19 protein-coding genes, 1 pseudogene and 1 riboswitch are annotated in these 24,601 nt (G+C 71.6%); of the genes and pseudogenes, 7 read left to right on the top strand and 13 right to left on the bottom strand.

Annotated elements, in window-relative coordinates; genetic code table 11:
* Positions 1–264 precede the first annotated feature (264 nt).
* Positions 265–1,155, top strand: a pseudogene (locus ACZ6TD_RS27215) (lipase family alpha/beta hydrolase); the annotation flags it as partial.
* A 199-nt stretch (positions 1,156–1,354) separates the two neighbouring features.
* Positions 1,355–3,094, top strand: a complete 1,740-nt coding sequence (locus ACZ6TD_RS27210; protein ID WP_471342332.1) for a M23 family metallopeptidase — start codon at positions 1,355–1,357, stop codon at positions 3,092–3,094.
* Between the two features lie 116 nt (positions 3,095–3,210).
* Here the strand turns inward: ACZ6TD_RS27210 and pcrA are convergent, their stop codons facing one another.
* On the bottom strand, positions 3,211–5,685 hold the full coding sequence (gene pcrA / locus ACZ6TD_RS27205; RefSeq protein ID WP_471342330.1) for a DNA helicase PcrA: 2,475 nt from the start codon (positions 5,683–5,685) through the stop codon (positions 3,211–3,213).
* A gap of 158 nt (positions 5,686–5,843) precedes the next feature.
* Positions 5,844–6,028: riboswitch (cyclic di-AMP (ydaO/yuaA leader) on the top strand.
* A gap of 8 nt (positions 6,029–6,036) precedes the next feature.
* Here pcrA and ACZ6TD_RS27200 point away from each other — a divergent pair.
* Positions 6,037–7,200: a C40 family peptidase gene (locus tag ACZ6TD_RS27200; RefSeq protein WP_471342328.1), complete on the top strand. Its 1,164-nt coding sequence runs from the start codon at positions 6,037–6,039 to the stop codon at positions 7,198–7,200.
* Between the two features lie 103 nt (positions 7,201–7,303).
* On the opposite strand, the gene ACZ6TD_RS27195 is transcribed toward ACZ6TD_RS27200, so the two are convergent.
* Both ACZ6TD_RS27195 and ACZ6TD_RS27190 read right to left on the bottom strand, forming a co-directional pair.
* Positions 7,304–8,062 carry a L,D-transpeptidase gene (locus ACZ6TD_RS27195; protein ID WP_471358076.1) on the bottom strand — a complete coding sequence of 253 codons (759 nt, stop codon included), beginning with the start codon at positions 8,060–8,062 and terminating at the stop codon, positions 7,304–7,306.
* A gap of 120 nt (positions 8,063–8,182) precedes the next feature.
* Positions 8,183–8,536: a hypothetical protein gene (locus ACZ6TD_RS27190; RefSeq protein ID WP_471342326.1), complete on the bottom strand. Its 354-nt coding sequence runs from the start codon at positions 8,534–8,536 to the stop codon at positions 8,183–8,185.
* 346 nt (positions 8,537–8,882) lie between these two features.
* Here ACZ6TD_RS27190 and ACZ6TD_RS27185 point away from each other — a divergent pair, with 346 nt between their 5' ends.
* Together ACZ6TD_RS27185 and ACZ6TD_RS27180 are read left to right on the top strand one after the other, a co-directional pair.
* Positions 8,883–9,905 carry a C40 family peptidase gene (locus ACZ6TD_RS27185; RefSeq protein WP_471342325.1) on the top strand — a complete coding sequence of 341 codons (1,023 nt, stop codon included), beginning with the start codon at positions 8,883–8,885 and terminating at the stop codon, positions 9,903–9,905.
* A 370-nt stretch (positions 9,906–10,275) separates the two neighbouring features.
* Positions 10,276–11,238 (top strand): SDR family NAD(P)-dependent oxidoreductase, encoded by a 963-nt coding sequence (locus ACZ6TD_RS27180; RefSeq protein ID WP_471342322.1) that lies wholly within the window; start codon positions 10,276–10,278, stop codon positions 11,236–11,238.
* Between the two features lie 192 nt (positions 11,239–11,430).
* Here ACZ6TD_RS27180 and ACZ6TD_RS27175 read toward each other — a convergent pair whose 3' ends face one another.
* Positions 11,431–12,246: an SDR family NAD(P)-dependent oxidoreductase gene (locus ACZ6TD_RS27175; protein WP_471342321.1), complete on the bottom strand. Its 816-nt coding sequence runs from the start codon at positions 12,244–12,246 to the stop codon at positions 11,431–11,433.
* Positions 12,247–12,334: 88 nt separating this feature from the next.
* Between ACZ6TD_RS27175 and ACZ6TD_RS27170 the strand changes: the two genes are divergently transcribed.
* Positions 12,335–13,186: a helix-turn-helix transcriptional regulator gene (locus ACZ6TD_RS27170; RefSeq protein ID WP_471342319.1), complete on the top strand. Its 852-nt coding sequence runs from the start codon at positions 12,335–12,337 to the stop codon at positions 13,184–13,186.
* A gap of 46 nt (positions 13,187–13,232) precedes the next feature.
* Here the strand turns inward: ACZ6TD_RS27170 and ACZ6TD_RS27165 are convergent, their stop codons facing one another.
* The 4 genes from ACZ6TD_RS27165 to ACZ6TD_RS27150 all read right to left on the bottom strand — a co-directional run bounded on the left by ACZ6TD_RS27165 (position 13,233) and on the right by ACZ6TD_RS27150 (position 17,143).
* A complete protein-coding gene (locus tag ACZ6TD_RS27165; protein WP_471342318.1) occupies positions 13,233–14,012 on the bottom strand; it encodes a LuxR C-terminal-related transcriptional regulator in 780 nt (259 codons plus the stop codon).
* Positions 14,009–15,286, bottom strand: a complete 1,278-nt coding sequence (locus ACZ6TD_RS27160) for a PspC domain-containing protein (RefSeq protein ID WP_470003519.1) — start codon at positions 15,284–15,286, stop codon at positions 14,009–14,011. The genes ACZ6TD_RS27165 and ACZ6TD_RS27160 overlap by 4 nt, the downstream gene beginning before the upstream one ends.
* A gap of 160 nt (positions 15,287–15,446) precedes the next feature.
* The gene (locus tag ACZ6TD_RS27155) at positions 15,447–15,674 is read right to left on the bottom strand and encodes a hypothetical protein (RefSeq protein ID WP_471342316.1); all 228 of its coding nucleotides are present in this window, start codon (positions 15,672–15,674) and stop codon (positions 15,447–15,449) included.
* 158 nt (positions 15,675–15,832) lie between these two features.
* Positions 15,833–17,143, bottom strand: coding sequence for a PspC domain-containing protein (locus tag ACZ6TD_RS27150; RefSeq protein WP_471342314.1), 1,311 nt, complete (start codon positions 17,141–17,143; stop codon positions 15,833–15,835).
* Between the two features lie 125 nt (positions 17,144–17,268).
* Here ACZ6TD_RS27150 and ACZ6TD_RS27145 point away from each other — a divergent pair, with 125 nt between their 5' ends.
* Complete coding sequence (locus tag ACZ6TD_RS27145) at positions 17,269–19,146, top strand: protein kinase domain-containing protein (protein WP_471342313.1); 1,878 nt, start codon at positions 17,269–17,271, stop codon at positions 19,144–19,146.
* A 175-nt stretch (positions 19,147–19,321) separates the two neighbouring features.
* On the opposite strand, the gene ACZ6TD_RS27140 is transcribed toward ACZ6TD_RS27145, so the two are convergent.
* The 5 genes from ACZ6TD_RS27140 to guaA all read right to left on the bottom strand — a co-directional run bounded on the left by ACZ6TD_RS27140 (position 19,322) and on the right by guaA (position 24,573).
* A complete protein-coding gene (locus tag ACZ6TD_RS27140) occupies positions 19,322–19,849 on the bottom strand; it encodes a DoxX family protein (protein ID WP_471358073.1) in 528 nt (175 codons plus the stop codon).
* Between the two features lie 131 nt (positions 19,850–19,980).
* On the bottom strand, positions 19,981–21,276 hold the full coding sequence (locus ACZ6TD_RS27135) for a hypothetical protein (protein ID WP_471358071.1): 1,296 nt from the start codon (positions 21,274–21,276) through the stop codon (positions 19,981–19,983).
* A 105-nt stretch (positions 21,277–21,381) separates the two neighbouring features.
* On the bottom strand, positions 21,382–22,179 hold the full coding sequence (locus tag ACZ6TD_RS27130; RefSeq protein ID WP_471342311.1) for a class II aldolase/adducin family protein: 798 nt from the start codon (positions 22,177–22,179) through the stop codon (positions 21,382–21,384).
* Positions 22,180–22,244: 65 nt separating this feature from the next.
* Positions 22,245–22,847, bottom strand: coding sequence for a Uma2 family endonuclease (locus ACZ6TD_RS27125; protein WP_471342310.1), 603 nt, complete (start codon positions 22,845–22,847; stop codon positions 22,245–22,247).
* Between the two features lie 139 nt (positions 22,848–22,986).
* Positions 22,987–24,573 carry a glutamine-hydrolyzing GMP synthase gene (gene guaA / locus ACZ6TD_RS27120; protein ID WP_471342308.1) on the bottom strand — a complete coding sequence of 529 codons (1,587 nt, stop codon included), beginning with the start codon at positions 24,571–24,573 and terminating at the stop codon, positions 22,987–22,989.
* Positions 24,574–24,601 lie beyond the last annotated feature (28 nt).

Genomic DNA, 24,601 nt, shown 5'->3' with positions numbered 1-24,601 from the left:
CGCGCAACGCACACCGCGCATCCGCCGCGCGGACGCCGCATACGCTCGGGCCGGCCACATCAGGGGAGCCGCAGCGGGGACCGTCGCACCGCGCAGCGCCGCCGCGAGCCGCATGGCGCCGCGGTGCGACGGGCGGTCCTGCGTCATGCGGTCACAGCGCCATTCACCGTGCGGTGCCGGGCATCGGGCCACCGCGCGGCCGAAGTCGTCGCCCTGACCGGGGCCCATGACCACGACCGACACGACCGAAGCGAACGGCTGCCCATGAGGGCATTCGGGGGGCCGCGAGCCGCCTCTCGTGCGCCGCATCGCGGGAGGTCGGCCGCCATGGGCCGCATACACAGCCAGAACAACCAGAACAATCAGAACAGCCAGAACATCCGAAACATCCAGAACGCCCGGAACGCCCCGCACATCCGGGCCATCGCCCTCGACCTGGCGCTGCTCGCCGGGCATCTGCTGCTCTACCCGACCGGGCTCCGTCAGGAGCGCCCGCCCGGTACGGCGGCGTGCCCGCCCATGGACAGCCCGGCCCACCGACCCGTTCTGCTCCTCCACGGCTTCATCGACAACCGTTCCGTCTTCGTCCCGCTGCGCCGCTCGCTCGGCCGCCACGGCCGTCAGCACATCGAGGCGCTCAACTACTCGCCGCTGCTGTGCGACCTCCGCACCGCCGCCGCGCTGCTCGGCCGCCATGTCGAGGGGGCCTGCGCCCGCACCGGCCACGGCCAGGTGGACGTCATCGGGCACAGCCTGGGCGGTCTGATCGCCCGTTACTACGTCCAGCGTCTCGGCGGGGACGCCCGCGTCCACACCCTGGTGACGCTCGGCACCCCGCACAGCGGCACCCGTATCGCGCCCCTGTTGTCCGCACATCCACTCGTGCGTCAGATGTGCCCGGACTCCTCGGCGATAACGGAGTTGCGGCAGCCTGCCCCCGATTGCCGTACGCGTTTCATCGCTTTCTGGAGCGATGTGGATCAGTTGATGATCCCGAAGGAGACGGCCCGGATAGACCATCCGGATGTGATCTCCCAGAACATCCGCGTCAACGGATTCGGACATCTCGCCCTGGCGGTGCATTTCTCCGTGGCCGCCCGCATCCGCGAGGCCCTGGACGCCGCCGACAAGGCACCGGCGGACGCCTCTGGCGCGGTTCCCGATGGTTCAGAAGCCCCGGAATTGCCGAACGTCAATCGAACATCCGGCCAAGGAAGCACGTACAGTCAGCCGAAAGACGGCCAAATGCCCTTTGCCGAGATGCTCAAAACTCACGGAAGATTGTCGCTGCCGCGTACCGCCGGGTACAGTCGCCGCTAATTCTCCTGCAGCCGAGGCGAAAGAGAAGTTGGTGGTGAACGACCGTCACCCGTCGGGGGCCTCTCCGACCGTCCCCGCTCCCGACGCCTCGTATCCGTACGACGAGGCTTACGGTCAGCGGCAGGACACAGCGCACGGCTACGTCGGGTACGACGGATACTCCACCGGCAGCTTCGCCCACCTGGCCACCGCCTACGGGGACGGTGACCCGCTCTACGGCGACAGCGATCCGCTCTTCGGCGCGCTTCCGGGCGCGTACGACGGCGGGCAGGGCGCCCACAGCGGTCAGTACGACGCCTCGCAGTGGGCCACGGTCGACCAGCACCACCAGACCGGGTCGTACGCCACCGGCCACTACGACGTGGGTCACGACACGGGCCACCACGAAACCGGTCAGCACGACACCGGCCACTACGACACGGCCCATTACGACACCGGCGCCTACGACACCACCGCGATGTGGGCCGCCTCCGGCTATCACCTGCCGACCGGCATCCCCGCCCAGCAGGACGCCGAGACCGGCGCCCAGTGGGACATCGGCGCCTGGGACACGGGCGCCACCGGCCACACCGAGCTGCCGGATCAATGGGACCACGGCGCGGGGTACGAGGCCGAGGCGTACACCTCGGGCGTGGACACCGGTCAGACCCAGGTCTGGGACACCTCCGTCTACGGGACCGTGGACGAGGCGCGGTACGACCACTCGGGTCCGAACCATCAGGGGTTCGACCAGCAGGGGCTCGACCACCACTCCGGCTTCGATCAAACAGGGCTCGACCAGCCCGAGCACGAGCCCAACGCCTTCGATGAGACGGCCGTCTTCGAGCCGGACGCCTTCGACCAGACCGCCGCCTTCGAGCAGGCCGCCATCCCCGAGCAGCCCGGCGCGTTCGAGCACACCGCCGGCTTCGACCCGGTCAACGAGCCCGACCAGCCGTACGACCCCGGCCCCGAAGCGGAACCTGAACCCAAGGCGGCGGTCATGCGGGAATCCGCCCCCTCCCCTCGCCGGGAGGTGAGCCGCGGCCGCCGCCGCACCCCCTCGCCCCGCCCCAAGCGCTCCGCGCTCCTCACCGTCGCCGTCCCCTCCGTCTGCGCCCTGGGCGTCACCGCCGTGGCCGCCGCCTCGGTCAGCGGCGTGGGGAGCGACAAGAAGGACGAGTCCACCACCCAGGCCGCGCCCGACACCGCGGCGGCCCCCGTGAAGCCCTCCGTCGCCAACAGCAAACTGGACTCCCAGCTCGCCGGGGTCCGCGAGGGCGCCGACGACTTCCGCGACCGCGCCAGCCGCACCCAGGAGCGGATCGACCTCCAGGCGCGCCAGGCCGCCGAGAAGAAGCGCAAGGCGGCCGAGGCGGCGCGTAAGGAGGCGCTGCGGCCGAAGTTCGCGCTGCCCGTCGCCCAGCACGGCCTGAGCGCCCAGTTCGGCCAGGCCGGTATCAACTGGATGTCGGTGCACACCGGCATCGACTTCCCGGTGAGCTACGGGACGCCCGTGATGGCCGCCACCGACGGCACCGTAAGGACGCAGTGGAACGACGCCTACGGCAATATGGTCGTCCTGACCAGCCCGGACGGCACGGAGACCTGGTACTGCCACCTCAGCAGCGCCAAGATCCGCTCCGGGACCGTCAAGGCCGGGGAGACCATCGCGTACTCCGGGAACTCCGGTAACTCCACCGGCCCGCATCTGCATTTCGAGGTCCACCCCGGCGGTGGCGCGGCCATCGATCCGCTGCCCTGGCTGCGCGGCCACGGCCTCGACCCGACCTGACCGATCTGATCTGACCGGCCTGACCGGGCGGGCCTCAGCTCTGCCCGCCGTAGCGCGCCCACCGGCGCGCTACAGCCTCACCGTCGCGCGCCGCAGCCTCAGCGTCCGGCCGCCCGCTACAGCTTCTCCACCGGTGCGTACCGCAGCAGCAGCCGCTTCGGCTTCTCGTCGCCGAAGTCGATCGTCGCCTCCGCGTTGTCCCCGCTGCCCTTGACCGCCACCACCGTGCCCAGCCCGAACGAGTCATGGGTGACCCGGTCGCCGATGGCCAGGGCGACCACCGGGCGCTCCTTGGCCCGCCGGGTGGCGAACCCGCTGCCCCCGGTGCGCGAACGCGACGTCGACAGACCGGACGACAGCCCCGACGGCGGGGTCGAGGCGATGCCGCCCATGGACGCCGACGGAGTGGCGGGCCCGGTGCGCCGCCACCGCACGTACTGGTCCGGGATCTCCTCCAGGAAGCGGGACGGCGGGTTGTACGCGGGCTGTCCCCAGGCGCTGCGCATCGTCGAGCGGGTCAGATAGAGCCGCTCGCGGGCCCGGGTGATCCCGACATAGGCCAGCCGCCGCTCCTCCTCCAGCTCCTTGGTCTGGCCGAGCGCCCGCATGTGCGGGAAGACGCCGTCCTCCATGCCGCTGAGGAAGACGACCGGGAACTCCAGGCCCTTCGCCGTGTGCAGGGTCATCAGCGTGATCACGCCGGAGCCCTCGGTGTCCTCGTCGGGGATCTGGTCGGAGTCGGCGACGAGCGCGACCTGCTCCAGGAAGTCCGCGAGGGTGCCGGGGTTCTCCTCGCCGCGGTCCTGCTCGAACTCCAGGGCCACGGCCGCGAGCTCCTGGAGGTTCTCGATCCGGGTCTCGTCCTGCGGATCGGTGGACGCCTGGAGCTCGGCCAGATAGCCGGTGCGCTCCAGCACCGCCTCCAGGACGGTCGCCGGGCCCGCCCCGGACTCCACGATGGTGTGCAGCTCCTCCATGAGCGTGTTGAACCGCTTGACGGCGTTGGCCGAGCGGGCCGCCATGCCGTACGCCTCGTCGACCCGGCGCAGCGCCTGCGGGAAGGTGATCTTCTCGCGCAGCGACAGCGCGTCGATCATGGCTTCCGCGCGCTCCCCGATGCCGCGCTTGGGCACGTTCAGGATCCGGCGGAGCGGGACGGAGTCCTCCGGGTTGGCGAGCACCCGCAGATAGGCGAGGACGTCCCGGACCTCCTTGCGCTCGTAGAAGCGCACACCGCCGACGACCTTGTACGGCAGCCCGACGCGGATGAAGACCTCTTCGAAGACACGGGACTGGGCGTTGGTGCGGTAGAAGACCGCCACGTCCCCGGCCTTGGCGTCGCCCGCGTCCGTCAGCCGGTCGATCTCGTCGGCGACGAACTGGGCCTCGTCGTGCTCGGTGTCGGCCACATAGCCGGTGATCTCGGTCCCGGCTCCGGCCTGCGTCCACAGGTTCTTCGGGCGGCGGTTCTCATTGCGCTCGATGACCGCGTTGGCCGCGCTCAGGATGGTCTGGGTCGAGCGGTAGTTCTGCTCGAGGAGGATCGTCCGGGCGGTGGGGTAGTCCTCCTCGAACTGGAGGATGTTACGGATCGTGGCGCCCCGGAAGGCGTAGATCGACTGGTCGGCGTCGCCCACCACGCACAGCTCGGCGGCCGTGGTCTCCTCGGTGTCGGTGCCCACCAGCTCGCGCACGAGTGTGTACTGCGCGTGGTTGGTGTCCTGGTACTCGTCCACCAGGACGTGCCGGAAGCGGCGGCGGTAGTGCTCGGCGACGTCCGGGAACGCCTGGAGCAGATTGACCGTGGTCATGATGATGTCGTCGAAGTCCAGCGCGTTGGCCTCGCGCAGCCGCGCCTGGTACATCACGTACGCCTCGGCGAGCGTCTTCTCGAAGCCGTCCGCAGCTTGCCCCGCGAAGGTCTCCTCGTCGATCAGCTCGTTCTTGAGGTTGGAGATCTTGGCGCTGAAGGACTTCGGCGGGAACCGCTTGGGGTCGAGGTCCAGATCCCGGCAGACCAGCGACATCAGCCGCTTGGAGTCGGCCGCGTCGTAGATCGAGAACGACGAGGTGAAGCCCAGCTTCTTCGACTCCCGGCGCAGGATGCGGACACAGGCGCTGTGGAAGGTGGACACCCACATGGCGTTGGCCCGCGGGCCGACGAGCTCCTCGACGCGCTCCTTCATCTCGCCCGCCGCCTTGTTGGTGAAGGTGATGGCGAGGATCTGGCCGGGGTGGGTGGAGCGGGCGCCGAGCAGATACGCGATGCGGTGGGTGAGCACCCGGGTCTTGCCGGAGCCGGCGCCCGCGACGATCAGCAGCGGGGAGCCGGTGTGCTCCACGGCGGCCCTCTGCTGCTCGTTCAACCCCTCGAGCAGGGCGGACGGGTCCACGGCGGGCCGGGCCGCGCCGTCCCGGTAGTGGGCTTCCCGGGGCACGGGCGCGTCGAAATCGCCGCTGAAGAGGTGATGCGGCACGTCCTCGGCACCGCCGTGGCCAGGGTGCGCCGAATCCTCGGGCGGGGGTGGCCGCTCCTCGTCCGAAGGAGGCCCGAGGTCCGCCAGGAAGCTGTCGTCAAAGAGGCTGCTCATCGCTCCCCGAGTCTAGGCCGCCCCACTGACAGCCGACGTCCGAACATCACGAAACGGTTTCGGGCAAAGCGGTCACCAGTCTTCACAGGAGCCCCACGTGTTGGCTACCGTCCTGCGTCAGGCGGCCCGGAAGATCCGTCGGCGAACCACGTCGGCACGGGCGGCCTCCGCCGAGTCCGGTACCGCCGTGAGGCGCCCGGAGCCGGGGACCCAAAAACGCAACACCGGGGTGAATCGGCCCGACCGGTGTGGCACGCGAGTGCCGCCCGGACACGGCCGTAGGGCAACCTTCCGAACCGCCCGAACCCGACAGCTAACCCGGTAGGCGGTCCACGGAAGGAGTCGCCTCCCTTGGCGTCGCACCGCAAGCCGCGGACCCGAATACCCGCCCCGCTCACCGGTCACAGCCGCCGTACGGCCGTCGGGTTCACCACGGCCGCCCTGGCATCCGTCACCCTCCTCTCCCAGTCGGCCAACGCCGCGCCCGCCGATCCCAAGCCGGCCGCCCAGTCGATCGAGAAGGTGAAGGAGAAGGTCGACACCCTCTACCACCAGGCGGAGACCGCCACCCAGCGCTACAACGCCGCCAAGGAGCGCACCGACCAGCAGCGGGCCAAGGTCGACAAGCTGCTGGACTCCGTCGCCCAGCGCACCGAGAAGGTCAACGAGGCCCGGCGCATGCTCGGCCAGTACGCCGCCGCCCAGTACCGCGACGGCGGAATGGCCCGCTCCGCCGCGACCCTGCTGTTCTCCAACGATCCGCAGGACGTCTTCGACCAGTCGCATCTGATGGACCGGATGACCGGCCGGCAGAAGCAGGCCGTCGACGACTTCCAGAAGCAGCGGGTGAAGGCCGCCAAGGAGCGCGGTAAGGCCAGCGAGAGCCTCGCCTCGCTGACCGCGTCGCAGAAGCAGCTGAAGGTCCAGAAGAAGACCGTCCAGGACAAGCTGACCGAGGCGCGACGGCTGCTGGCGAATCTGACCGCCAAGGAGAAGGCGCGGCTGGCGGCGATCGAGAAGAAGAAGGCGGAAGAGGCCCGCCGTAAGGCCGCCGAGCTGGCCGAGAAGCAGCGGCAGGAGGCGGCCGCGCGCAAGAAGCAGCAGGAGCAGAACGCGGGTGGCTCCGGTTCGACGGCGCCCTCCACGCCCTCGGCCCCGGCGGGCAGCTCCAAGGCGGCCCAGGCCATCGCCTTCGCCAAGGCGCAGCTCGGCAAGCCGTACGTCTGGGGCGCGACCGGGCCCAGCTCCTTCGACTGCTCGGGGCTGACGCAGGCGGCCTGGAAGTCCGCCGGGATCTCGCTGCCGCGCACCACCTGGGACCAGGTGAAGGCCGGTACGCGCGTCTCGACGTCCCAACTCCAGCCGGGCGATCTCGTCTTCTTCTACGACGACATCAGCCATGTCGGCCTCTACATCGGCGACGGGATGATGATCCACGCGCCGAAGCCGGGTGATGTGGTGAAGAAGGCGCCGATCACGGAGATGCCGATCTATGGGAGCGTGCGGCCCTCGTAGGCCCCTGGTCCTGACGCGCCGCTGCCCCGGGTCCCAGCCCGGGGCAGCGGCGCCGTCAGCGCCTCAGCGGCGCCGTCAGCGCCTCAGCGGCGCCGTCAGTGGCTCAGGTGCCGGGCTTGCGCCCGTAGACGTATACGTCGTCGCCGTTCTTCAGCAGGCTCCAGTACTTCTTGGCGTCGCCCTTACGCATGTTGACGCAGCCGTGGGAGCCGGGCGGGGACCATACGCTGCCGGCGATCGAGTGGAACGCCTGGCCACCGTCGAAGAACTGGCTGTAGGGCATGGCGACCTTGTAGAGCGTCGACCAGTGGTTGATGTCCCGCCAGTAGATCCTCTTCAGCCCGGTGCGGGTCTCGAAGCCGTCCCGCCCGGACCGCACCGGCACCGGCCCGTAGACCAGCCGGGAGCCGTCCTGGACCCAGCTCAGCTGCCGGGTGAGGTCCACGCAGGCGATGCGGCCCTTGTTGGTCGGGCACTTCTTCGCCGCGTTCGGATTGTGCCCGGCGGCCTTCTGGGCGCTGATGAGGCTCATCACACCCGAGGTGATCGGGCCCGCGTAGCCGATCGTCGGGCTGATGCCGTGGTCGATCTGGAACTTCTGGATCGCGAGACAGTCCGCCCGCGACTGCCGCCCGTCCACGGGACGGCCCAGGAACCGCTCGGCCTGCTTCTGGTACGGCCCCGCGGTGGTCGTGCACGACGACGCGGCCGTGCTCACCGGGGTCACCGATCCGGCCGACCTGCCCAGCGGCCGCGCCTGAGCCTGCGCAGGACCGGCGACGGCGACCGCGAGCGGCACCGCCATCCCCGCCAGCCCCAGCGCGACGCCCACGCGCCGCCCATGACTTCTGACTGCCCCCACTACCCCCATTGGCCACTCCTCTCGACTGCCTCGCTCTTTACTAGGACAGCTCGCGAGTGCAAACGGTTGCCCGGGATCGTGTCGCGATTGTGGTGGGATTACCCCCAGAACATTCGTTCGTCAGGTCCACAGCACGGCGATGAAGATGTTTGCCGTTGTCAAGGCACCCACCGCGCCGAAGGCGGCCGACTCTACCTTCTCCTCATCGCGCTTCACATAGACCAGGCCGAGGATGACGACCAGTAGCGCCAGCTTTACGCCGATTTTGACGGTATTGACGCTGTTGTCGTCCGCCTGATTGAGCCCGACCAGCGCAACGCCGGTCACCAGCATGGTCAGCGCGCCGTGCAGCATCGCCGGGATCATCCGCGCCTCGCCCGCGCGCGCGGCTTTGAGCTGCGAGAAGAAGCCGCCGAGCAGCGCGCCGATGCCGACGATGTGGAGGCCGACGACCACGTGAATGAGTACGTCCATGGCTCCGGAGACTAGCCGCGCGCATATCATCACCCGGCACTCGGGTGGGCCCCTATCGCCGCTTCGATCACGGCCGCCCACACTCCCGACCACCCCACTCGCCGGGCGATCAGCAGCCGTCACGGGACCGACGAAATCCGTGCACTCCCGTTCAATCCCCCGCACGGCCCCCGCTTTCCGGCCTAACTTCCTCCTCCAGGTGGCAGTCCGCTTCCCGTCAACCGAGGGTCCCCGCCTCATGGCGGGCTGCCACCTGCCCGTCCGCCCCCACAAGGGTCCAGGATGTACGGAATGTCCTGGACCGCCCCAACTGGACTGCCCAAGAAAGACCAGGTGAACCGCCGCAGTGGCGTCGCACAGGAAGCCCAAGCAGCGCTCGCTCACCAGCAGCACCGCCCGCGCGGCCGCGCTCCTCGCCCTCACCAGCGCCGCGTCCGGCACCCTCCTCGACGGCACCGGGCACGCCGAGAACCGCCTCACCCCCGCTCAGGTGAAGGCGAAGGTCGATGCGTACCAGCGGGAGGCCGAGGAGGCCACCGAGAAGTACAACGGCGCGAGGGAGAAGGCGGACAAGGCCCGCCGGACGCTGGAGGCGCTGCGCGACCAGGCCGCCCGCCGCACCACCCGGCTCAACGCCGCGCGCAACGCCCTCGGGGCCTTCGCCACCGCCCAGTACCGCTCGGGGACGATCGCCCCGGCCCTCCAGCTCGCCCTGTCCTCCTCCCCCGACCAGTACCTGCAGCGCATATCGCTCGCCGAGCGCGCGGGCAGCCGCCAGGCCGCCCTGATCGCCACGATCGGCCGTCAGGAGCGGAAATTACGCCAGGTCCGCGGCGAGGCGGCCGACCGCCTCGCCGCTCTGCGCGCCTCCCGGACGGCCGCCGCCCACCACAAGCGGACCGTCCAGGAGAAGCTCGCCGCCGCCGATCGCCTCCTCGACCGACTGACCCTCGAGCAGCGGCAGCGCCTGCTGGCGGCGCGGAACGGCGACAAGGCCGCCGGTTCCCTCGCCCCCGCCACGGGCCGTGCCGCCCGCGCCGTCTCCTACGCGTACGCGGCCCTCGGCAAGCCGTACGTCTGGGGCGCCACCGGCCCCCACGGCTATGACTGCTCGGGGCTCACCCAGGCCGCCTGGCGCGCCGCCGGAGTCGCCCTGCCCCGCACCACGTACACCCAGATCGACGCCGGACGGCGCGTCGCCCGCGACCAACTGGCCCCCGGCGACCTGGTCTTCTTCTACTCCGGCATCAGCCATGTCGGCCTCTACATCGGCGGCGGCCGCATGATCCACGCCCCGCACCCCGGGGCCCCGGTCCGGATGGCCTCCGTCGAGGACATGCCCTTCGCGGGGGCGGCCCGCCCGGCGTAGCGGCCCCGGACGGCCCGCCCGGCGTAGCGGTCCCCGGTCCCGACCTGGTGACACAGCGCCTGCCCGAACGGCACCGCCACCTTCGTCCTGGACCGGCTGGCGGACGGCGACGCGCTGCCCGACGCGGGCGGCATCACGGTGAGCGGCGGCCGCTCCAGCCCCCTGGGCGCGGCGCTCGCCATGGTCGAGGACACCCTGGACGTGGCGGGGCCGGTGGGTTCCGGGTGCGCCTGAGCGGCGGTCTGTCGGCGGGTGCGGGGGATGGCGGCGATCTGTCGGCGGGGCGTCGGTGGCGACCGTAAGGCTGACACGCGTTCGGCGTCGGCCCCATGGGGCACCGCTTCGCCCTTACGAACGCAAGGAGCCCCGTATGCCTTCCGCAGCCCCGGCCAAAGCCTCGACCGAGCGGTGGGACGTCCACAGCCTTCCACGGGCCGACGGAAAGACCTTTCTGGTGACCGGAGGCAACGCGGGGATCGGATACTTCGTCGCCGAACAGCTCGCCACTACGGGAGCCACCGTCGTCCTCGGCAGCCGGGACCCGGGCAGGGCGGACGCCGCCGTGGCGTCGATCCGCTCCGGGGTCCCCGGCGCCCGGGTACGGCATATCCGGCTGGACCTCGCCGATCTCCCGTCGCTCGAAGCCTCCGCGGAAGCGCTGGCGTTGGACCGCCTGGACGCGGTCGTCCACAACGCCGGGGTGAAGTTCGACCAGCCGCCGCGCCGTGAGACCGGAGACGGCCACGAGGCGATGTTCGGCATCAACCACCTCGGGCACTTCGCGCTGACCCATTGGCTGGCACCCCTGCTCGCGGCCGCCCCCGAGGGCCGTGTCATCACCACGGGCAGCTTCGCGGCCATGTCCGAGCGACTGGACCTGGACGACCTCGAGAGCACCCGGGACTACGAGCCCGAACGCACCTATGGGCGTTCCAAACTGGCCCAGATGCTCTTCGGTTTCGAACTCGACCGGCGGCTGAGGGCGGTCGGCAGCACGGTGCGGAGCGTGGTCACCCACCCCGGCGGCGCGCTCGACTCCCTCACCCCCTCCCGCCCACCCCTGCACGTCCGCACACCCGCCGAACGGCTGCGCGGCCTGCCCGCCGGAATCCTCGTCCAGGGCAAGGACGCGGCCGCCTGGCCCGCCGTACGAGCGGTCCTCGACCCGTCCATCACCGGCGGCGAACTATGGACCCCCCGCCACTTCGCCCTCCGCGGCACCCCCCGCCGCCGACCCGTCCGAGGTCACCTGGCCGACGCGGAAGTCGCGGCCCGCCTGTGGTCGGCAAGCCGCGACCTGACGGGGCTCGAGCCGCGGTTCGGCCCGGCGTGAGGCTGGGCGTGAGGCCCGGCGCGAGGCTGGGCGTGAGGCCCGGCGCGAGGCTGGGCGATCAGGACGCGTAGTCCTTGGGCTTCTCGGTCAAGCCCGGCTGGAGCGCGGCAGCCAGTCATGACGGTGTGATCACACGAGGTCACCGAATCGGGTGGTTTGTTCGCTGAAGCGGGTCGTCTGCGACCCGCGGTCTCACGCCTGGCTGCCGCCGTCCACCCGGAGGACCACGCCCGTCACATACGAGGCGCGGTCGCTGAGGAGCCAGGCCGCGGCCTGGGCGATCTCGTCCGGGTCGGCGGCGCGGCGCAGCGGGGCGTGGGTGGTGATCCGCTCGACGATGCCCGGGGATTCCTCCTCCCATGCGCGGATCATCTCGGTGAGCGTGGCGCCGGGCGCGATGGCGTTGACGCGGATGCCCTCCGGGCCGTACGTGACGGCGGCGGACTCGGTGAGGCTGTTGACCGCGCGCTTCATGGCACCGTAGGCGGGGAGTTCGGGGTTGCCCATGAGGCTGCCGACGCTGGAGTTGTTGACGATGGCGCCCGTTCCGGCGGTGGCGCGGATGGCGGCGACCTCGGCGTTCATGGCCAGCCAGGGGCCGCGGAGGTTGACGGCGTAGACGTGGTCGAAGTCGGCCTGCGGCAGCTGGTCCATCGGGCCGGGCTGCTGGATCGTCGCGCCGTTGTTGAAGGCCACGTCGAGGCGGCCGTACAGCTCCACGGCCCGGTCGACGGCGGCGCGGACGCTCGCCGCGTCGGCCAGGTCGCACACCACGTGATCCGCGGTGCCGCCGGCCGCCCGGATCTCCTCGGTGACCGTCTTGAGCTGCGCCTCCGTACGGGCCGCCAGCAGCACCCGGGCGCCCTCCCGGGCGAAGAGGCGCGCCGCGGCGGCGCCGATGCCGCGCCCGGCGCCGGTGATGAAGGCGACCTTGCCGGCCAGCAGGCCGGTGGCCGGGGTGAGGGGTGAGGTGGTGTCGAGAGGGGTGGTGTTCGGTGTGTCGTTCATGTCCCCGAGGCTGCTGCGGGTGCCGGGGCCCAACCAGGCACCGGCGGTACCTGGCTGAGCCCCCGGCCGTCCGCGCACACTGAAAGGCGTGGACAGACGAGAACTGGCGGCCTTCCTGCGCAGCCGCCGTGAGCGGATCACGCCCGCCGACGTGGGGCTGCCCGCCGGGACGCGGCGCCGGACGCCGGGGCTGCGGCGCGAGGAGGTGGCGCAGCTCGCGTTCATCTCGACCGAGTACTACACGCGGCTGGAGCAGGCCCGCGCCCCGCGCCCGTCCCGCGAGGTGCTGACCGGTCTGGCCCGCGCCCTGCGGCTGGGCGACACCGAGCGCGATCATCTGCACCATCTCGCGGGCGCCCCTCCGGGCCCGGCGGCCGGGCCCTCCCGCGAGGTGCGGCCGAGCATCGCGAACCTGCTGCGGCGGCTGCCGAACGCGGCGGCGATCGTGCTCTCCGCGACGTACGAGGTGATCGCCTGGAACGATCTGGCCGCCGCCCTCATGGAGGACTTCTCCGCCCTCCCGCGCCGCGACCGCAACTTCGTCCGCCGCGCCTTCCTCGGGCCGCACCGGGACGGGCGGCGGCTGTACGGGGTGTCGGACGCGGACGAGTTCGCCCGGACCTCGGCCCAGGGGCTGCGCGCCGCGGCCGCCCGCTACCCCGACGACCCCGAGGTGACCGAGCTGGTGGCCGAGCTGCGCTCGGGCAGCGAGGAGTTCGCCCGGCTGTGGGACTCCCACGATGTGTCCGCCCGGCCCGCCCTGTGCAAGACGCTGCACCATCCGCTCGTCGGGCCCATCACCGTCAGTTGCGATGTGCTGGACATCGCCGACCGGGACCAGCGGGTGATCATCTACACCGCCGACCCCGGCTCACCGGCCGAGGAGGCGCTGCGGCTGCTGTCGGTCGTCGGCACGCAGCGGATGGGGGTGCCGGGCTGAGCCGCCGCCGTTCGTTCCTCTCCGGGGCCGGGGCCGGGGCTCGGGCTCAGACCAGGCGGCGGGCCGTGGCCCAGCGGGTCAGCTCATGCCGGTTGGAGAGCTGGAGCTTGCGGAGCACCGCCGAGACATGGCTCTCGACCGTCTTCACCGAGATGAAAAGCTGCTTGGCGATCTCCTTGTAGGCGTAGCCGCGCGCGATCAGCCGCAGCACCTCGCGCTCGCGCTGGGTGAGCCGGTCCAGGTCCTCGTCCACGGGCGGGGCGTCGGTGGAGGCGAAGGCGTCGAGGACGAAACCGGCGAGGCGCGGGGAGAAGACCGCGTCGCCTTCGGAGACCCGGAAGATCGCGTCCACGAGGTCGGTGCCGGTGATGGTCTTGGTCACATAGCCGCGGGCGCCGCCGCGGATGACGCCGATGACGTCCTCGGCGGCGTCCGAGACGGACAGCGCGAGGAAGCGCACCGGACGCTCCTGGTCGGCCATCAGCGAGGCGCTGCGGCGCAGCACCTCGACGCCGCCCCCGCCGGGGAGGTGGACGTCGAGCAGCACGACCTCGGGCCGGGTCGCGGTGATCACGGTCACGGCCTGGTCCACGTCGGCCGCCTCGCCGACCACCTCGACACCGGTGCGGGCCGTCTCCCCGATCTCGGCCTGCACCCCGGTGCGGAACATGCGGTGGTCGTCCACGAGCACGACCCGCACCCGCCGCGCCGCCGCGGCATCGTCCGCCCCGGCGCCCCCGGCCCCCGCCGGACCGGGCGCGGCGCCCGGCACACCCTGCGCCCCGGGGCCGCTCGTCGCGTTCGTACCGCCCGTCGCGTCGGTCATGTCGTCGCCGCCCTCTCCATCTCCAGCTCCACTTCCGTGCCCCCGTCCGGCGCGGATCTCAGCCGCGCCGTGCCGCCGTTCCGCTGCATCCTGCCGATGATCGACTCGCGCACGCCCATCCGGTCCTCCGGCACCGCGTCCACGTCGAAGCCGGGGCCGCGGTCACGCACGGAGATGAACACCGTGGCCCCCTCGACCTCGGCGAAGACCTGGACGGCCCCGCCGTCGCCACCGTACTTGGCCGCGTTGACCATCGCCTCGCGCGCCGCCTGTATCTGTGCGCCCAGTTTCTCGTCCAGGGGGCAGTCGCCGACCACCACCACCTCGATCGGGACGCCGTGGTGGTCCTCGACCTCCGCCGCCGTCTTCTTCACCGCCTCCGCCAGGGTGTCCGGCTCCTCCGCCTCGTCCTTGCCCGTGCCCTCCGGCCGGTAGAGCCACGCGCGCAGCTCCCGCTCCTGGGCGCGGGCGAGGCGGGCCACCTCGCGGGGGTCCTCCGCGTTGCGCTGGATCAGGGTGAGGGTGTGCAGCACGGAGTCATGGACGTGGGCCGCCACCTCCGCCCGCTCCTGCGCGCGGATGCGCATCAGCCGTTCCTCGGAGAGGTCCTGCGTCATCCGCACCACGTACGGGCCCACCAGCAGCGCGATGCCGACAAGGACGGCCAGGGCCGCCTGGAGCACGGCCCCCAGGTGCTTGGCCGAGCCCTGGAGGACGACGATCCCGGACACCCCGGCGGCCACCAGCACGACCCCCGCGGCGCCACGGGCCAGCGGCAGGACCCGCTTGCTGCGGCTGAGCTCGACCCACTGGGCGCGGCGGGCGTTGTCCGCCTGGCGCCAGAAGAGGGCGACGCCCGCGCCGATGAGGAGGAGCGGCCATATGTAGGTGTTGGCGCGGCCGAGCTGGAAGCCCTGGACGAAGATCCCCATGCCGACGAAGAGGGCGACCAGGGCGATGATCTGGCCGCGCTCCGGCCTGCGGGCCAGGATCCGGCGGCGGCCGTCGGGGCCCACGGCGGTGAGCGGGCGGCTGACGGTCGTCTCCACGCCGCCGACGCCGAGCGGGACGATGAACCAGAAGAGCGCGTAGACGAGCGCGCCGAACCCCTCCGCCATGAACAGCGCGATGAAGACGATCCGCACCCAGGAGACCGGCAGCCCGAGATGCCCCGCGAGCCCGCGCGCCACACCGCCGAGGAGGCGGCCTTCGGCGCTGCGGTAGAGCTTGCGCGGGGGTGGCTCGGGGGCCGTGGGGGGCACTGCGGCGGTCATGGCTCGATCGTCACACGCCCGGCCGACAACGGGCATCAGGGTCGCCCCTGATCGTTCCCCGACCCCGGGGGCCGGGGGTCGGGGGCCCGGGAGGGGCGGGGGCCGGGGGACCGCCGCGCCCCGGGGGCCGGGGGCCGACCGCTCTCACCCCGCGGCCCCGTCAGTCGTCCGGCGTCGCCCTGCTCGACCGGCGGCGGAACGCGTACGTGAGGGCCGAGGTCAGGGCCGCGACGCAGAGGCCGCACAGGAGGGCCGGGAGGGCGATCTCCGGGCGGACGTCCCACTCCCCGGCCGCGTCCATCCCGTACGCGGCGGCCACGCCCAGGATCACCAGCCCGGCCACCAGCTTGCCCGGCTCGAACGGATGGCGGGACCGGTCGGGGGACATGTGCCCCAGGGAATGACCGCGCGAGTGATCGGGCCGATGCCCGAACCGATGGCCGAACCCGTGATGCCCGAACCGATGACCGAACTCCCGATGCCCGAACCGATGCCCGAACCCATGGTCGGACCAGTGCCCGAACCGATGACCGAACGAACGGCGCCTCATGAGCGCTTCACCTCCACCGCACCCAGCCCCATCTCCAGCTTCAGCGAGACCGTGCCCTCGGCCTTGCCGCCGCCCACCGGCTCCAGGGTGAGCTCGCGCTCCCGGTCCGGGCCGATGTCGACGTTGTGCTTGTCCCGCTTCTCACCCGGCAGCCAGATGTCGCCGATCCCGACTTCGATGTCCAGCCTCACCCGGGCGTCGCGCGGGACCGTCACGGCCAGCTTGCCCGCGCCCATCTCCACCCGGCTGGAGACGGAGCTGCCCGCTTCCAGGGGCAGCCGGTCCAGCTTCAACTCGGCGACGCCACCGCCCAGCTCATAGCCGTCGCGCAGCGACGCCACGGAGGTCGGGGCCCAGGTGCGGCGGGCCCAGTCGGGGGTGACGGCATCGGGGAGGGCGGCCGCGCCCGCCAGCAGCACGCTCGTCAGCAGCGCGAGGAACACCGTGCCGCCGCCGGCCCGCCCCCAGCGGGAGCCGATGACGAGGGCGAGCCCGAAGACCCCCAGCGCGCAGGCGAACCCGATCTCCAGGCTGGTGCCCAGCGGCTGCGAGGACCACCCCGCCCGCGCCCCCACCACGGCGGCGGCGACCGCCACCAGGAAGGCCCAGCCGCCGATCGACGACCGGTCCGGCACCCGGCGCGCCCGCTCCGCCTTCGCCTCCCGCTTGTCGTACGGGCCGTCGTCCGGCCCCCAGAGATAGCCGGTCCGCGACCCGGCCCCGGCACCGAGCGGCCCGGTCGTACCGTCCTTGACGATCGGGTCGCGCCACCAGGACGGGCCGGGGCCGCCGCGCGTGGGCGGCGCCTTGGTCTCGGGCGGCGCGTCGGCGACGGCCTGGGCCGTGGCCGCGTCCACCGCGCCCACGCTCTCCGCCTGCCGCCGGTGGTGCGACCAATAGCCCGCACCGGCCGCCGCGAGGGCGAGCATGAACGAGAAGTACATGACGCCGCCGTTGTTGAGCATCGACAGGAAGAGCCCACAGCCCACCAGCGCCACCAGCACCGCCGTCAGCCCAGGGCCTTCGACCCGGCCCGAGAGCAGCCTGCGCCCCTCGTTCTCGTCCTCGCCGTGGAACGGGATCAGCAGCCAGCAGAACCCGTACCCGATCAGACCGAGGCCGCCCGCGACGGCCAGCACCGACAGCACCACCCGGAAGATCACCGGGTCCAGATCGCAGTAGCGGCCGAGCCCTCCGCAGACCCCCGAGATCACCTTATGGTCACGACTGCGCCGAAGAGGCGTCTGTGACAGGCGGGAACCGGACGCGGCCTCGGCCTCGTCCGCCACGGTGGGTGCTTCGGTCATGCGTCCATGGTGACAACAGGGCCGTACCCGCGACATCCGGCATGCCCCTAGGTCTTCCCTGAGATCTCCCCGGGGGTCACGGCGGCTATCGTGTCGCATCGAACGTGTGCGGGGAGGGGAAAGCGGTGTCGGACGAAGGCCACCTGATAGCCGGACGTTACCGCCTGGTCGAGAAGATCGGCCGTGGTGGCATGGGCACGGTGTGGCGCGCGGAGGACGAACTGCTGGGCCGCCAGGTCGCGGTCAAGCAGCTCTACGTCTCTCCGCACCTCGCCGAGGACGAGCTGACGACCCTGCACGAGCGCACCCGCCGCGAGGCGCGCAGCGCGGCCCGCATCACCCACCCCAACGTGGTCGTGGTCCATGACGTGGTGGACCACCACGGACTGCCGTGCATCGTCATGGAGTACGTGCCCTCCACCACCCTCGCGGACCTGCTGAAGGACGGGGGGCGCGTCTCCCCCGACGAGGCCGCCCGCATCGGCCGCGGCATGATCGCCGCGCTGCGCGCCGCGCACGCGGCCGGGGTGCTGCACCGGGACGTCAAGCCCGGCAATGTGCTGCTCGGCCCCGAAGGCCGGGTCGTGCTCACCGACTTCGGCATCGCCATGGCCACCGGCACCTCGACGCTGACCAAGACCGGCGAGGTCGTCGGCTCCATCGACTACATCGCGCCCGAGCGGGTCAGGGGCCGCAAACCCGGCCCGGCGTCGGACCTCTGGGCGCTGGGGGCGACGCTCTATCAGGCGGTCGAGGGGCGCCCGCCGTTCCGCAAGGCCACGGCCATCGAGACGGGTTACGCGATCGCCGTCGATCCGCTGGACCCGCCCAAACGGGCGGGCGCGCTGACTCCGTTGATCGAGAGTCTGCTGGCCAAGGAGCCGGAGCTGCGGCCCTCGGCCGAGGAGACCGAACGGGCGCTGCGGCTCCCCGCCTCGGAGCCCGAGACGACATCGCTGCAGACCCCGCCGCTCGATACGACCACCACGAATCCGCCGATCGACGCGACCATGAACCTGTCGACGCGGCGGGAGCCCGGCACGGGCACGGGCCGGACGACGGGCACGGACGCGCACGCCGCGCCCAACGCGCCCACGACATCGACCCCGTACCACCACACGACCCACACACCGAGCACTCCGCACAACGCGACGAGCGCTCCGCACAACCCGCCGAACACGTCGCACACTCCGAGCGCACCGCACGCAGCGGACCCACGGCTTCCGTCGCACAACCCGGGCACCGGGAACACGTCCGGCTCGCAGCACACCCCGCCCACGGCCACGCCGTTCACCGCGTCGACGCCGTCCATGACCACCCAGACGCCAGCGCCCCCGCCCGCCCCCGCTCCGGCGCGCAAGAGCCGTAAGGCGGTGTGGACCGCCGCGGCGACCTCACTGGCGGTCGTGGCCGTGGCGGGCGGCGTCTACATGTTCGGCCTCGACCATGACAACGGCGGGGGGAACGGCGGGGGGAAGTCCTCCGCCACGGGCAACCCGTCGGCCTCCCCGGCCAAGCCGTACACCCCGCCGTCCGGCTACCACATCGTCACCGAGAAGAAGTTCGGCTTCTCCCTCCCCATCCCCGACGGCTGGACCCGCCAGGAGCAGAGCGACCCCGACGGCAACACGGTCGACCGCACCCAGGAGGTCCGCTACCTCGACCCCAACGGGCTGGCCGGTCTGAGGATCAACGTCCTGGACTTCGCCTCGGGCAACCAGGTCCAGCACTTCGAGGACCTCGAGGTCGCGTTCAAGGACAAGAAGGAGTACCCGATCTACGAGCGGTTGCGGCTCCAGGAGACGAAGTACCAGGGCATGCCCGCCGCGATCTGGGAGTTCAAATTCCGCGGCGAGGTCCGGATGTTCCGCGCGATCGACCTCGGCTTCGGCAATGAGGGCGACAAGGAGTACGCGATCTACCTGAGCGCCCCGGACGCGGACTGGGGCACCTACCGGCCGATCTTCGACGAGGTCCGGGACGGCTTCCGCATCATCAGATGAGGGGACCGGGCCCGGGACCCGGCCCACGGCCCGTTGGCCCACGGCCCGTTCGAAGAGGCGGGCCCAGTTCGAAGAGGCGCGCCCAGTTCGAAGAGGCGCGCCCCGCGTGAAGAGGCGCGCCCCGCGAAGAGACGCGCCTCCCGTGAGAGCCGCGAGCCGCGGAAAGAGCCGCGAGCTAGGCGAAGAGCTGCGAGCTCTGCCGACGCCGTCGCCGGGAGATGGCGACGTCCAGGGAGAGATACGGCGCCCCGGCCAGCACCAGCGGCAGCCACGCCATCAGATAGGCCAGGTCGTTGCCGTAGTAGTACGGGTCCGACTGCCAGCTCACGGTGAGCCACAGGCTCAGCGAGATCAGCGCGCCGCCGAAGGCGGCCAGGCGGGAGAGGAGGCCCACCAGGATGCCGAGGCCGACGGCCAGTTCGCCGTAGGCCATCGCGTAGCCGAAGGCGGTGGGGTCCTTGAGGGCCTGGTCGACCAGCCACGGCACGGCCGAGCTGTCCCGCACCTGGCGCATCAGCTCGCCGATCGAGCCCGAGCCCGAGTCGGACAGGAAGGCCGAGTCGGTGAGCTTGTCGATTCCGGCGTAGACGAAGGTGACGCCGAGGAAGATCCGCAGCGGCAGCAGCGCGTAACGGGCGGCGGTGGCCCTGATCCCCACGGGCTGCTGCCCGCCTATGCCGCTCACGCCACCCACCCCGCCCATACCGCGCACGCTCCCGCCGCTGCCCGAACCGGCCATACGATCCGCGTGTCTCATGCCGCCCGCCTCTCCCGTCACGCCGCCGTTTAGTTGCGTGTTCGACGAAACCATACGGAGCGGCCGGCCGGAACGACTCAGTCCATAACGTCGATGGGATAGCGGTTGGTCTCCGCCCCCGAGGCCGTCACGACCTGCACATCCACCCGGCCCGGCTCCACGTCCACCGGGACCGGCACGGTGAGCGCGGTGTCCGTGGGGCTGCTGAACCCCCCGGCCACCGGGACCAGCGGGACATGGACGTGCACCGCGCCGATGCGGACCACCAGCTTGGCCAGCCGGTCCGGGTCCTGGGCGCCCGGCGGGACGAAGCCGCTGCCGCGGATCTCGATGTCGTCGCCGGTGCGGATCGGGGCGTCGCGGTCGATGGCGCCCTCCTCGGGGAGGACCCGTACGACGGACAGCACGGTCGGGCGCCCGCCCTCCGCGTACTTCCCGGTCAGGTACATCACCACCGACACGGCCGCCAGCAGCGCCAGACCCCATGGCACGTCGGGCAGCCGCCACGGCTCGCGGGCGAGGCGGACCGCGGTGAAGCCGAGGGCCACGGTGTGGACGACGATGTACTGCACATCGGCGAAGCTGCCGCGGCCCGCGTCGTCGGTCAGCAGATCGGCCGCGCGCGGGCGCACGGCCCGCACCTTCTGGAGCCGCTGCGCCCGCACCCGGGCCGCCACGACGAGCCGTGCCAGCACCGCGGCCGCACACGTCAACGCGGCGACCGTAAGGAGCCCGGCGGTGCGGCCGAGGGCGAGCCCGTCGGTCAGCCGCTGCCGGTCGCCGGGGGCCACGGCCAGCTCGACGCCGAGCACCAGCACCGCGAAGACCGCGATCAGCAGCCAGGCTGCGGCGACGGTACGGGAGGTGGACAGGCGGTTGTCCTCGCCGACGAGCGGGGCGAGCGGGCCGCCGTCCGCGCGGTGCAGCCGGGCGGTGAGGGTCAGCAGCGCGGCGGTGATCACGGCGGCGGTGAGCCCGGCCGTCCGCGCGACCGACCAGCCCGCGCCGATCGCCGTGGCCAACTGGCCGATCAGCAGCGCCCCGGCCGCGCCCCACACCACGAGCACCGTGCGCAGCCACACCCGGTGGTGCCAGGCCGAGGTCTCGGCGCGGCCGCTGTCGGCGACCGAACGGGCCGCTTGGGCCAGCTCGTCCGAAACCCACTGCCGGGACGCCCCGGCCGAGTGGGCCAGAGCCCTGGGAAGGCCCTCTCCGGCCGCGAAACGCTCCCGCAGGGCCACGAACGCGGCCACGGCCCGCCGGTGGCCCTCACGGGCCCCCTGAGGGCATTCACAGCCCTTGTGGCCGTGCGGGTGCCCATGGGGGTGCCGTCCTTCTGCCGTCGTGGCGTTCTCCGCCTGCTCCACCGCCACGCGGGTCGCTCCGTCGTTCACTCGTTCCGTACGGGACCGCGGGTTCGCACGGCACCGCCCAACTGACATGTGTTGAGAGGGGATTGTGCCGCACCGCGGAGGGTGTCAGCTCAGCAGGTCCGGCTCATCGCGGGTGATCTGCAGATACAGAGGTTGATAGTTGATCCACGCCACAAGATCGTTTCCAAGCTGCTCACGCGTCCGCATCGCGTCGGCGTAGTCGATGGGCACCGGCTTGCCCGACGCCTTCGCGGTCAGCTGCACCTGGGCGGCCCGCTCCATCGTGATGAACCACCACGCGGCCGCGTCGACCGAGTCCCCGACCGTCAGCAGACCGCGATTGCGCAGGATGAGGGCCTTGTGACCGCCGAGCGCGGCGGCGATCGCACGCCCCTCCTCCTCGTCCACGACGACCCCCGTGGTGCCCCCGTAGACCGCGTGGTCCTCGAAGAAGGCGCAGACTTCCTGGGTGATCGGCTCCAGCGGTTCGCCAAGCGCGGCCAGCGCCCGGCCGTGCACCGAGCGGCTGTGCGCGACGGCCACGACGTCCGGCCGCGCCTGATGCACGGAAGAGTGAACGACGAAGGCCGCCTGGTTGACGTGGGCGCGCCCCTCGACCACCTGGCCCGCCTGATTGACGAGGAGCAGATCGCTCACGGTGATGTGACCGAAGGGCATGCCGAACGGATTCACCCAGTAGCAGTCGGTGAACTCCGGGTCCCGCACGGTGATGTGGCCCGCGACCCCCTCCTCGTACCCGAACCGCCCGAACAGGCGCAGCGCCGCGGCCAGCCGCTCCTTGCGGTAGCGGCGCTCGTCGTGGGGGGAGGCGTGCTGCGGGGGCATGGTGAACCGCAGCCGGTCGGTCGGTATCGGGGTGGGGGTCTGCGGCTGGTTCGTCATCGGCAGCTCCGCTCCTCTGGTGTGCTGGAGCGGAAGCTACCTCCGGGTATCGCAGGAGGCCAGAGTCAGGGCCTACGGCGATTGATCGCGGTGAGGTCGATCTCGATGGGGAACGGGACGGTCAGGCTGAGCTTGTCGTGGTAGATGCCGGTGAGTTGGTACGCCTTCGTAGCGGGGTCGAGCTCATAAACGTAGACCACGGGAAGGCCGCGATCCTCTTCCACCCGCCAGAAATGCGGCACGCCAGCACCGGCGTACTTGCGCGGCTTGACGTCGCGGTCACGCGCCTTGGAGTCCGGCGACACGACCTCCACAGCCAGAAGAATCTGCTGAGGGCCGTACCAGGTCTGGTACGCGTCAAGAAACTCGTACGCCCGCGTCACCAAGACATCCGGCTCGACCTGGTTCTTCTCATCGAGCCGGACGCTCATCTCCCGCAGGACCTCTGACTCGTCCGGCGCCTGGTTCTCCAAGGCGATCTCGAGCCGTTTCATGACACGTGCGTGGAATGCGGCCTGCGGACTCACGAGGACGAGACTCCCGTCGATCAGCTCCGTGTGCGGAGGAAGATTCGGAAGCCGGTCGAGGTCGTCCGCCGTCCAGCCGCCCTGCGGCGGGCGGGGCCACTCGTACTGCTCGTCCAGCCCGTACTCGCGTGCGGCGCTCATGATTGCTCCCATGGGACGGAGTCTCGCCTCTGCGGTCAGAGTACCCAGCACAAACGGCGACGCCGCCACTCAAACGTATGAGCGACGGCGTCGGCGTTTGACGATCAGATGACCATCCCGCCCGGAGGGAGCGCGGCGGTCACTCCCACTCGATGGTGCCGGGCGGCTTGCTGGTGATGTCCAGCACCACCCGGTTCACCTGGTCCACCTCGTTGGTGATGCGGGTCGAGATCCGCGACAGCACGTCGTACGGCAGCCGCGACCAGTCCGCCGTCATCGCGTCCTCCGAGGAGACCGGGCGCAGCACGATCGGGTGGCCGTAGGTGCGGCCGTCGCCCTGGACGCCGACCGAGCGGACGTCGGCGAGCAGGACCACCGGGCACTGCCAGATGTCGCGGTCCAGACCGGCGGCGGTCAGCTCCTCGCGGGCGATGGCGTCGGCCTCGCGCAGCAGGTCCAGGCGCTCCTTGGTGACCTCGCCGACGATGCGGATGCCCAGGCCCGGGCCCGGGAAGGGCTGGCGGTGGACGATCTCGTCCGGCAGGCCGAGCTCCTGCCCGACCATCCGCACCTCGTCCTTGAACAGCCGGCGCAGCGGCTCGACCAGCTCGAACTCGATGTCGTCGGGCAGCCCGCCCACATTGTGGTGGGACTTGATGTTGGCGGTGCCGGTGCCGCCGCCGGACTCCACGACGTCGGGGTAGAGGGTGCCCTGGACCAGGAACTCCACGTCCTCACCGGCCGCGCCCGCCTCGGCCACCAGCTCGGCCTGCGCCTGCTCGAAGACCCGGATGAACTCCCGGCCGATGATCTTCCGCTTCTCCTCCGGGTCGGAGACCCCGGCGAGCGCGGTAAGGAACCGCTCCTCGGCCTCGACGACCTTGAGCTGCACCCCGGTGGCCGCCACGAAGTCCTTCTCGACCTGCTCGGACTCGCCCTTGCGCATCAGCCCGTGGTCCACGTACACACAGGTCAGCTGGTCGCCGATGGCCTTCTGGACGAGGGCGGCGGCCACGGCGGAGTCCACACCGCCGGACAGCCCGCAGATCGCGCGCTTGGTGCCGACCTGCTCCCGGATCGCGGCCACGGACTCCTCGACCACATTGGTGGTGGTCCAGGTGGGCTCCAGGCCGGCGCCCCGGTAGAGGAAGTGCTCCAGTACCTGCTGACCGTGGGTGGAGTGCATGACCTCGGGGTGGTGCTGCACGCCGTACAGCCTGCGCTCGTCGCATTCGAAGGCCGCGACCGGCACCACATCGGTGGACGCGGTGACGGTGAAGCCCTCGGGGGCCTGGGAGCAGGCGTCGCCGTGCGACATCCACACCTGCTGCTCCTCGGGGGTGCCCGCGAAGAGCGTCGAGCCCTGTTTGGTGACGGTGAGCGCCGTACGGCCGTACTCCCGCGCCCCGGTGTTGTCCACCGTGCCGCCGAGCGCCGTGGCCATGAGCTGGAAGCCGTAGCACATGCCGAAGACCGGGACGCCCGCCTCGAAGAGCGCGCGGTCGAGCGTGGGCGCGCCCTCGGCGTAGACCGACGAGGGACCGCCGGAGAGGATGATCGCCTTGGGGTTCTTGGCGAGCATCTCGGCCACCGGCATGGTGGACGGAACGATCTCGCTGTAGACCCGGGCCTCGCGGACCCTGCGGGCGATGAGCTGGGCGTACTGCGCGCCGAAGTCGACGACCAGGACGGTGTCGGGGGCGGCAGCAGGGGACGCTGATGGCACTTCGGCGGCCTTCCGGCGGTGGTGGCGT

The sequence above is a fragment of the Streptomyces yongxingensis genome (assembly GCF_055597465.1).
Note: the sequence above shows the minus strand (reverse complement) of the source record. Positions and strands in the feature narration are given on the sequence as shown.

What these genes read in the sequence shown, in the direction of transcription:
- pcrA (WP_471342330.1), bottom strand. Translation starts at nt 5,685, where the DNA reads ATGAGCAGCCTCTTTGACGACAGCTTCCTGGCGGACCTCGGGCCTCCT.
- ACZ6TD_RS27190 (WP_471342326.1), bottom strand. Translation starts at nt 8,536, where the DNA reads ATGGACGTACTCATTCACGTGGTCGTCGGCCTCCACATCGTCGGCATC.
- ACZ6TD_RS27180 (WP_471342322.1), top strand. Translation starts at nt 10,276, where the DNA reads ATGCCTTCCGCAGCCCCGGCCAAAGCCTCGACCGAGCGGTGGGACGTC.
- ACZ6TD_RS27175 (WP_471342321.1), bottom strand. Translation starts at nt 12,246, where the DNA reads ATGAACGACACACCGAACACCACCCCTCTCGACACCACCTCACCCCTC.
- ACZ6TD_RS27165 (WP_471342318.1), bottom strand. Translation starts at nt 14,012, where the DNA reads ATGACCGACGCGACGGGCGGTACGAACGCGACGAGCGGCCCCGGGGCG.
- ACZ6TD_RS27160 (WP_470003519.1), bottom strand. Translation starts at nt 15,286, where the DNA reads ATGACCGCCGCAGTGCCCCCCACGGCCCCCGAGCCACCCCCGCGCAAG.
- ACZ6TD_RS27155 (WP_471342316.1), bottom strand. Translation starts at nt 15,674, where the DNA reads ATGTCCCCCGACCGGTCCCGCCATCCGTTCGAGCCGGGCAAGCTGGTG.
- ACZ6TD_RS27150 (WP_471342314.1), bottom strand. Translation starts at nt 17,143, where the DNA reads ATGACCGAAGCACCCACCGTGGCGGACGAGGCCGAGGCCGCGTCCGGT.
- ACZ6TD_RS27140 (WP_471358073.1), bottom strand. Translation starts at nt 19,849, where the DNA reads ATGGGCGGGGTGGGTGGCGTGAGCGGCATAGGCGGGCAGCAGCCCGTG.
- ACZ6TD_RS27130 (WP_471342311.1), bottom strand. Translation starts at nt 22,179, where the DNA reads ATGACGAACCAGCCGCAGACCCCCACCCCGATACCGACCGACCGGCTG.
- ACZ6TD_RS27125 (WP_471342310.1), bottom strand. Translation starts at nt 22,847, where the DNA reads ATGAGCGCCGCACGCGAGTACGGGCTGGACGAGCAGTACGAGTGGCCC.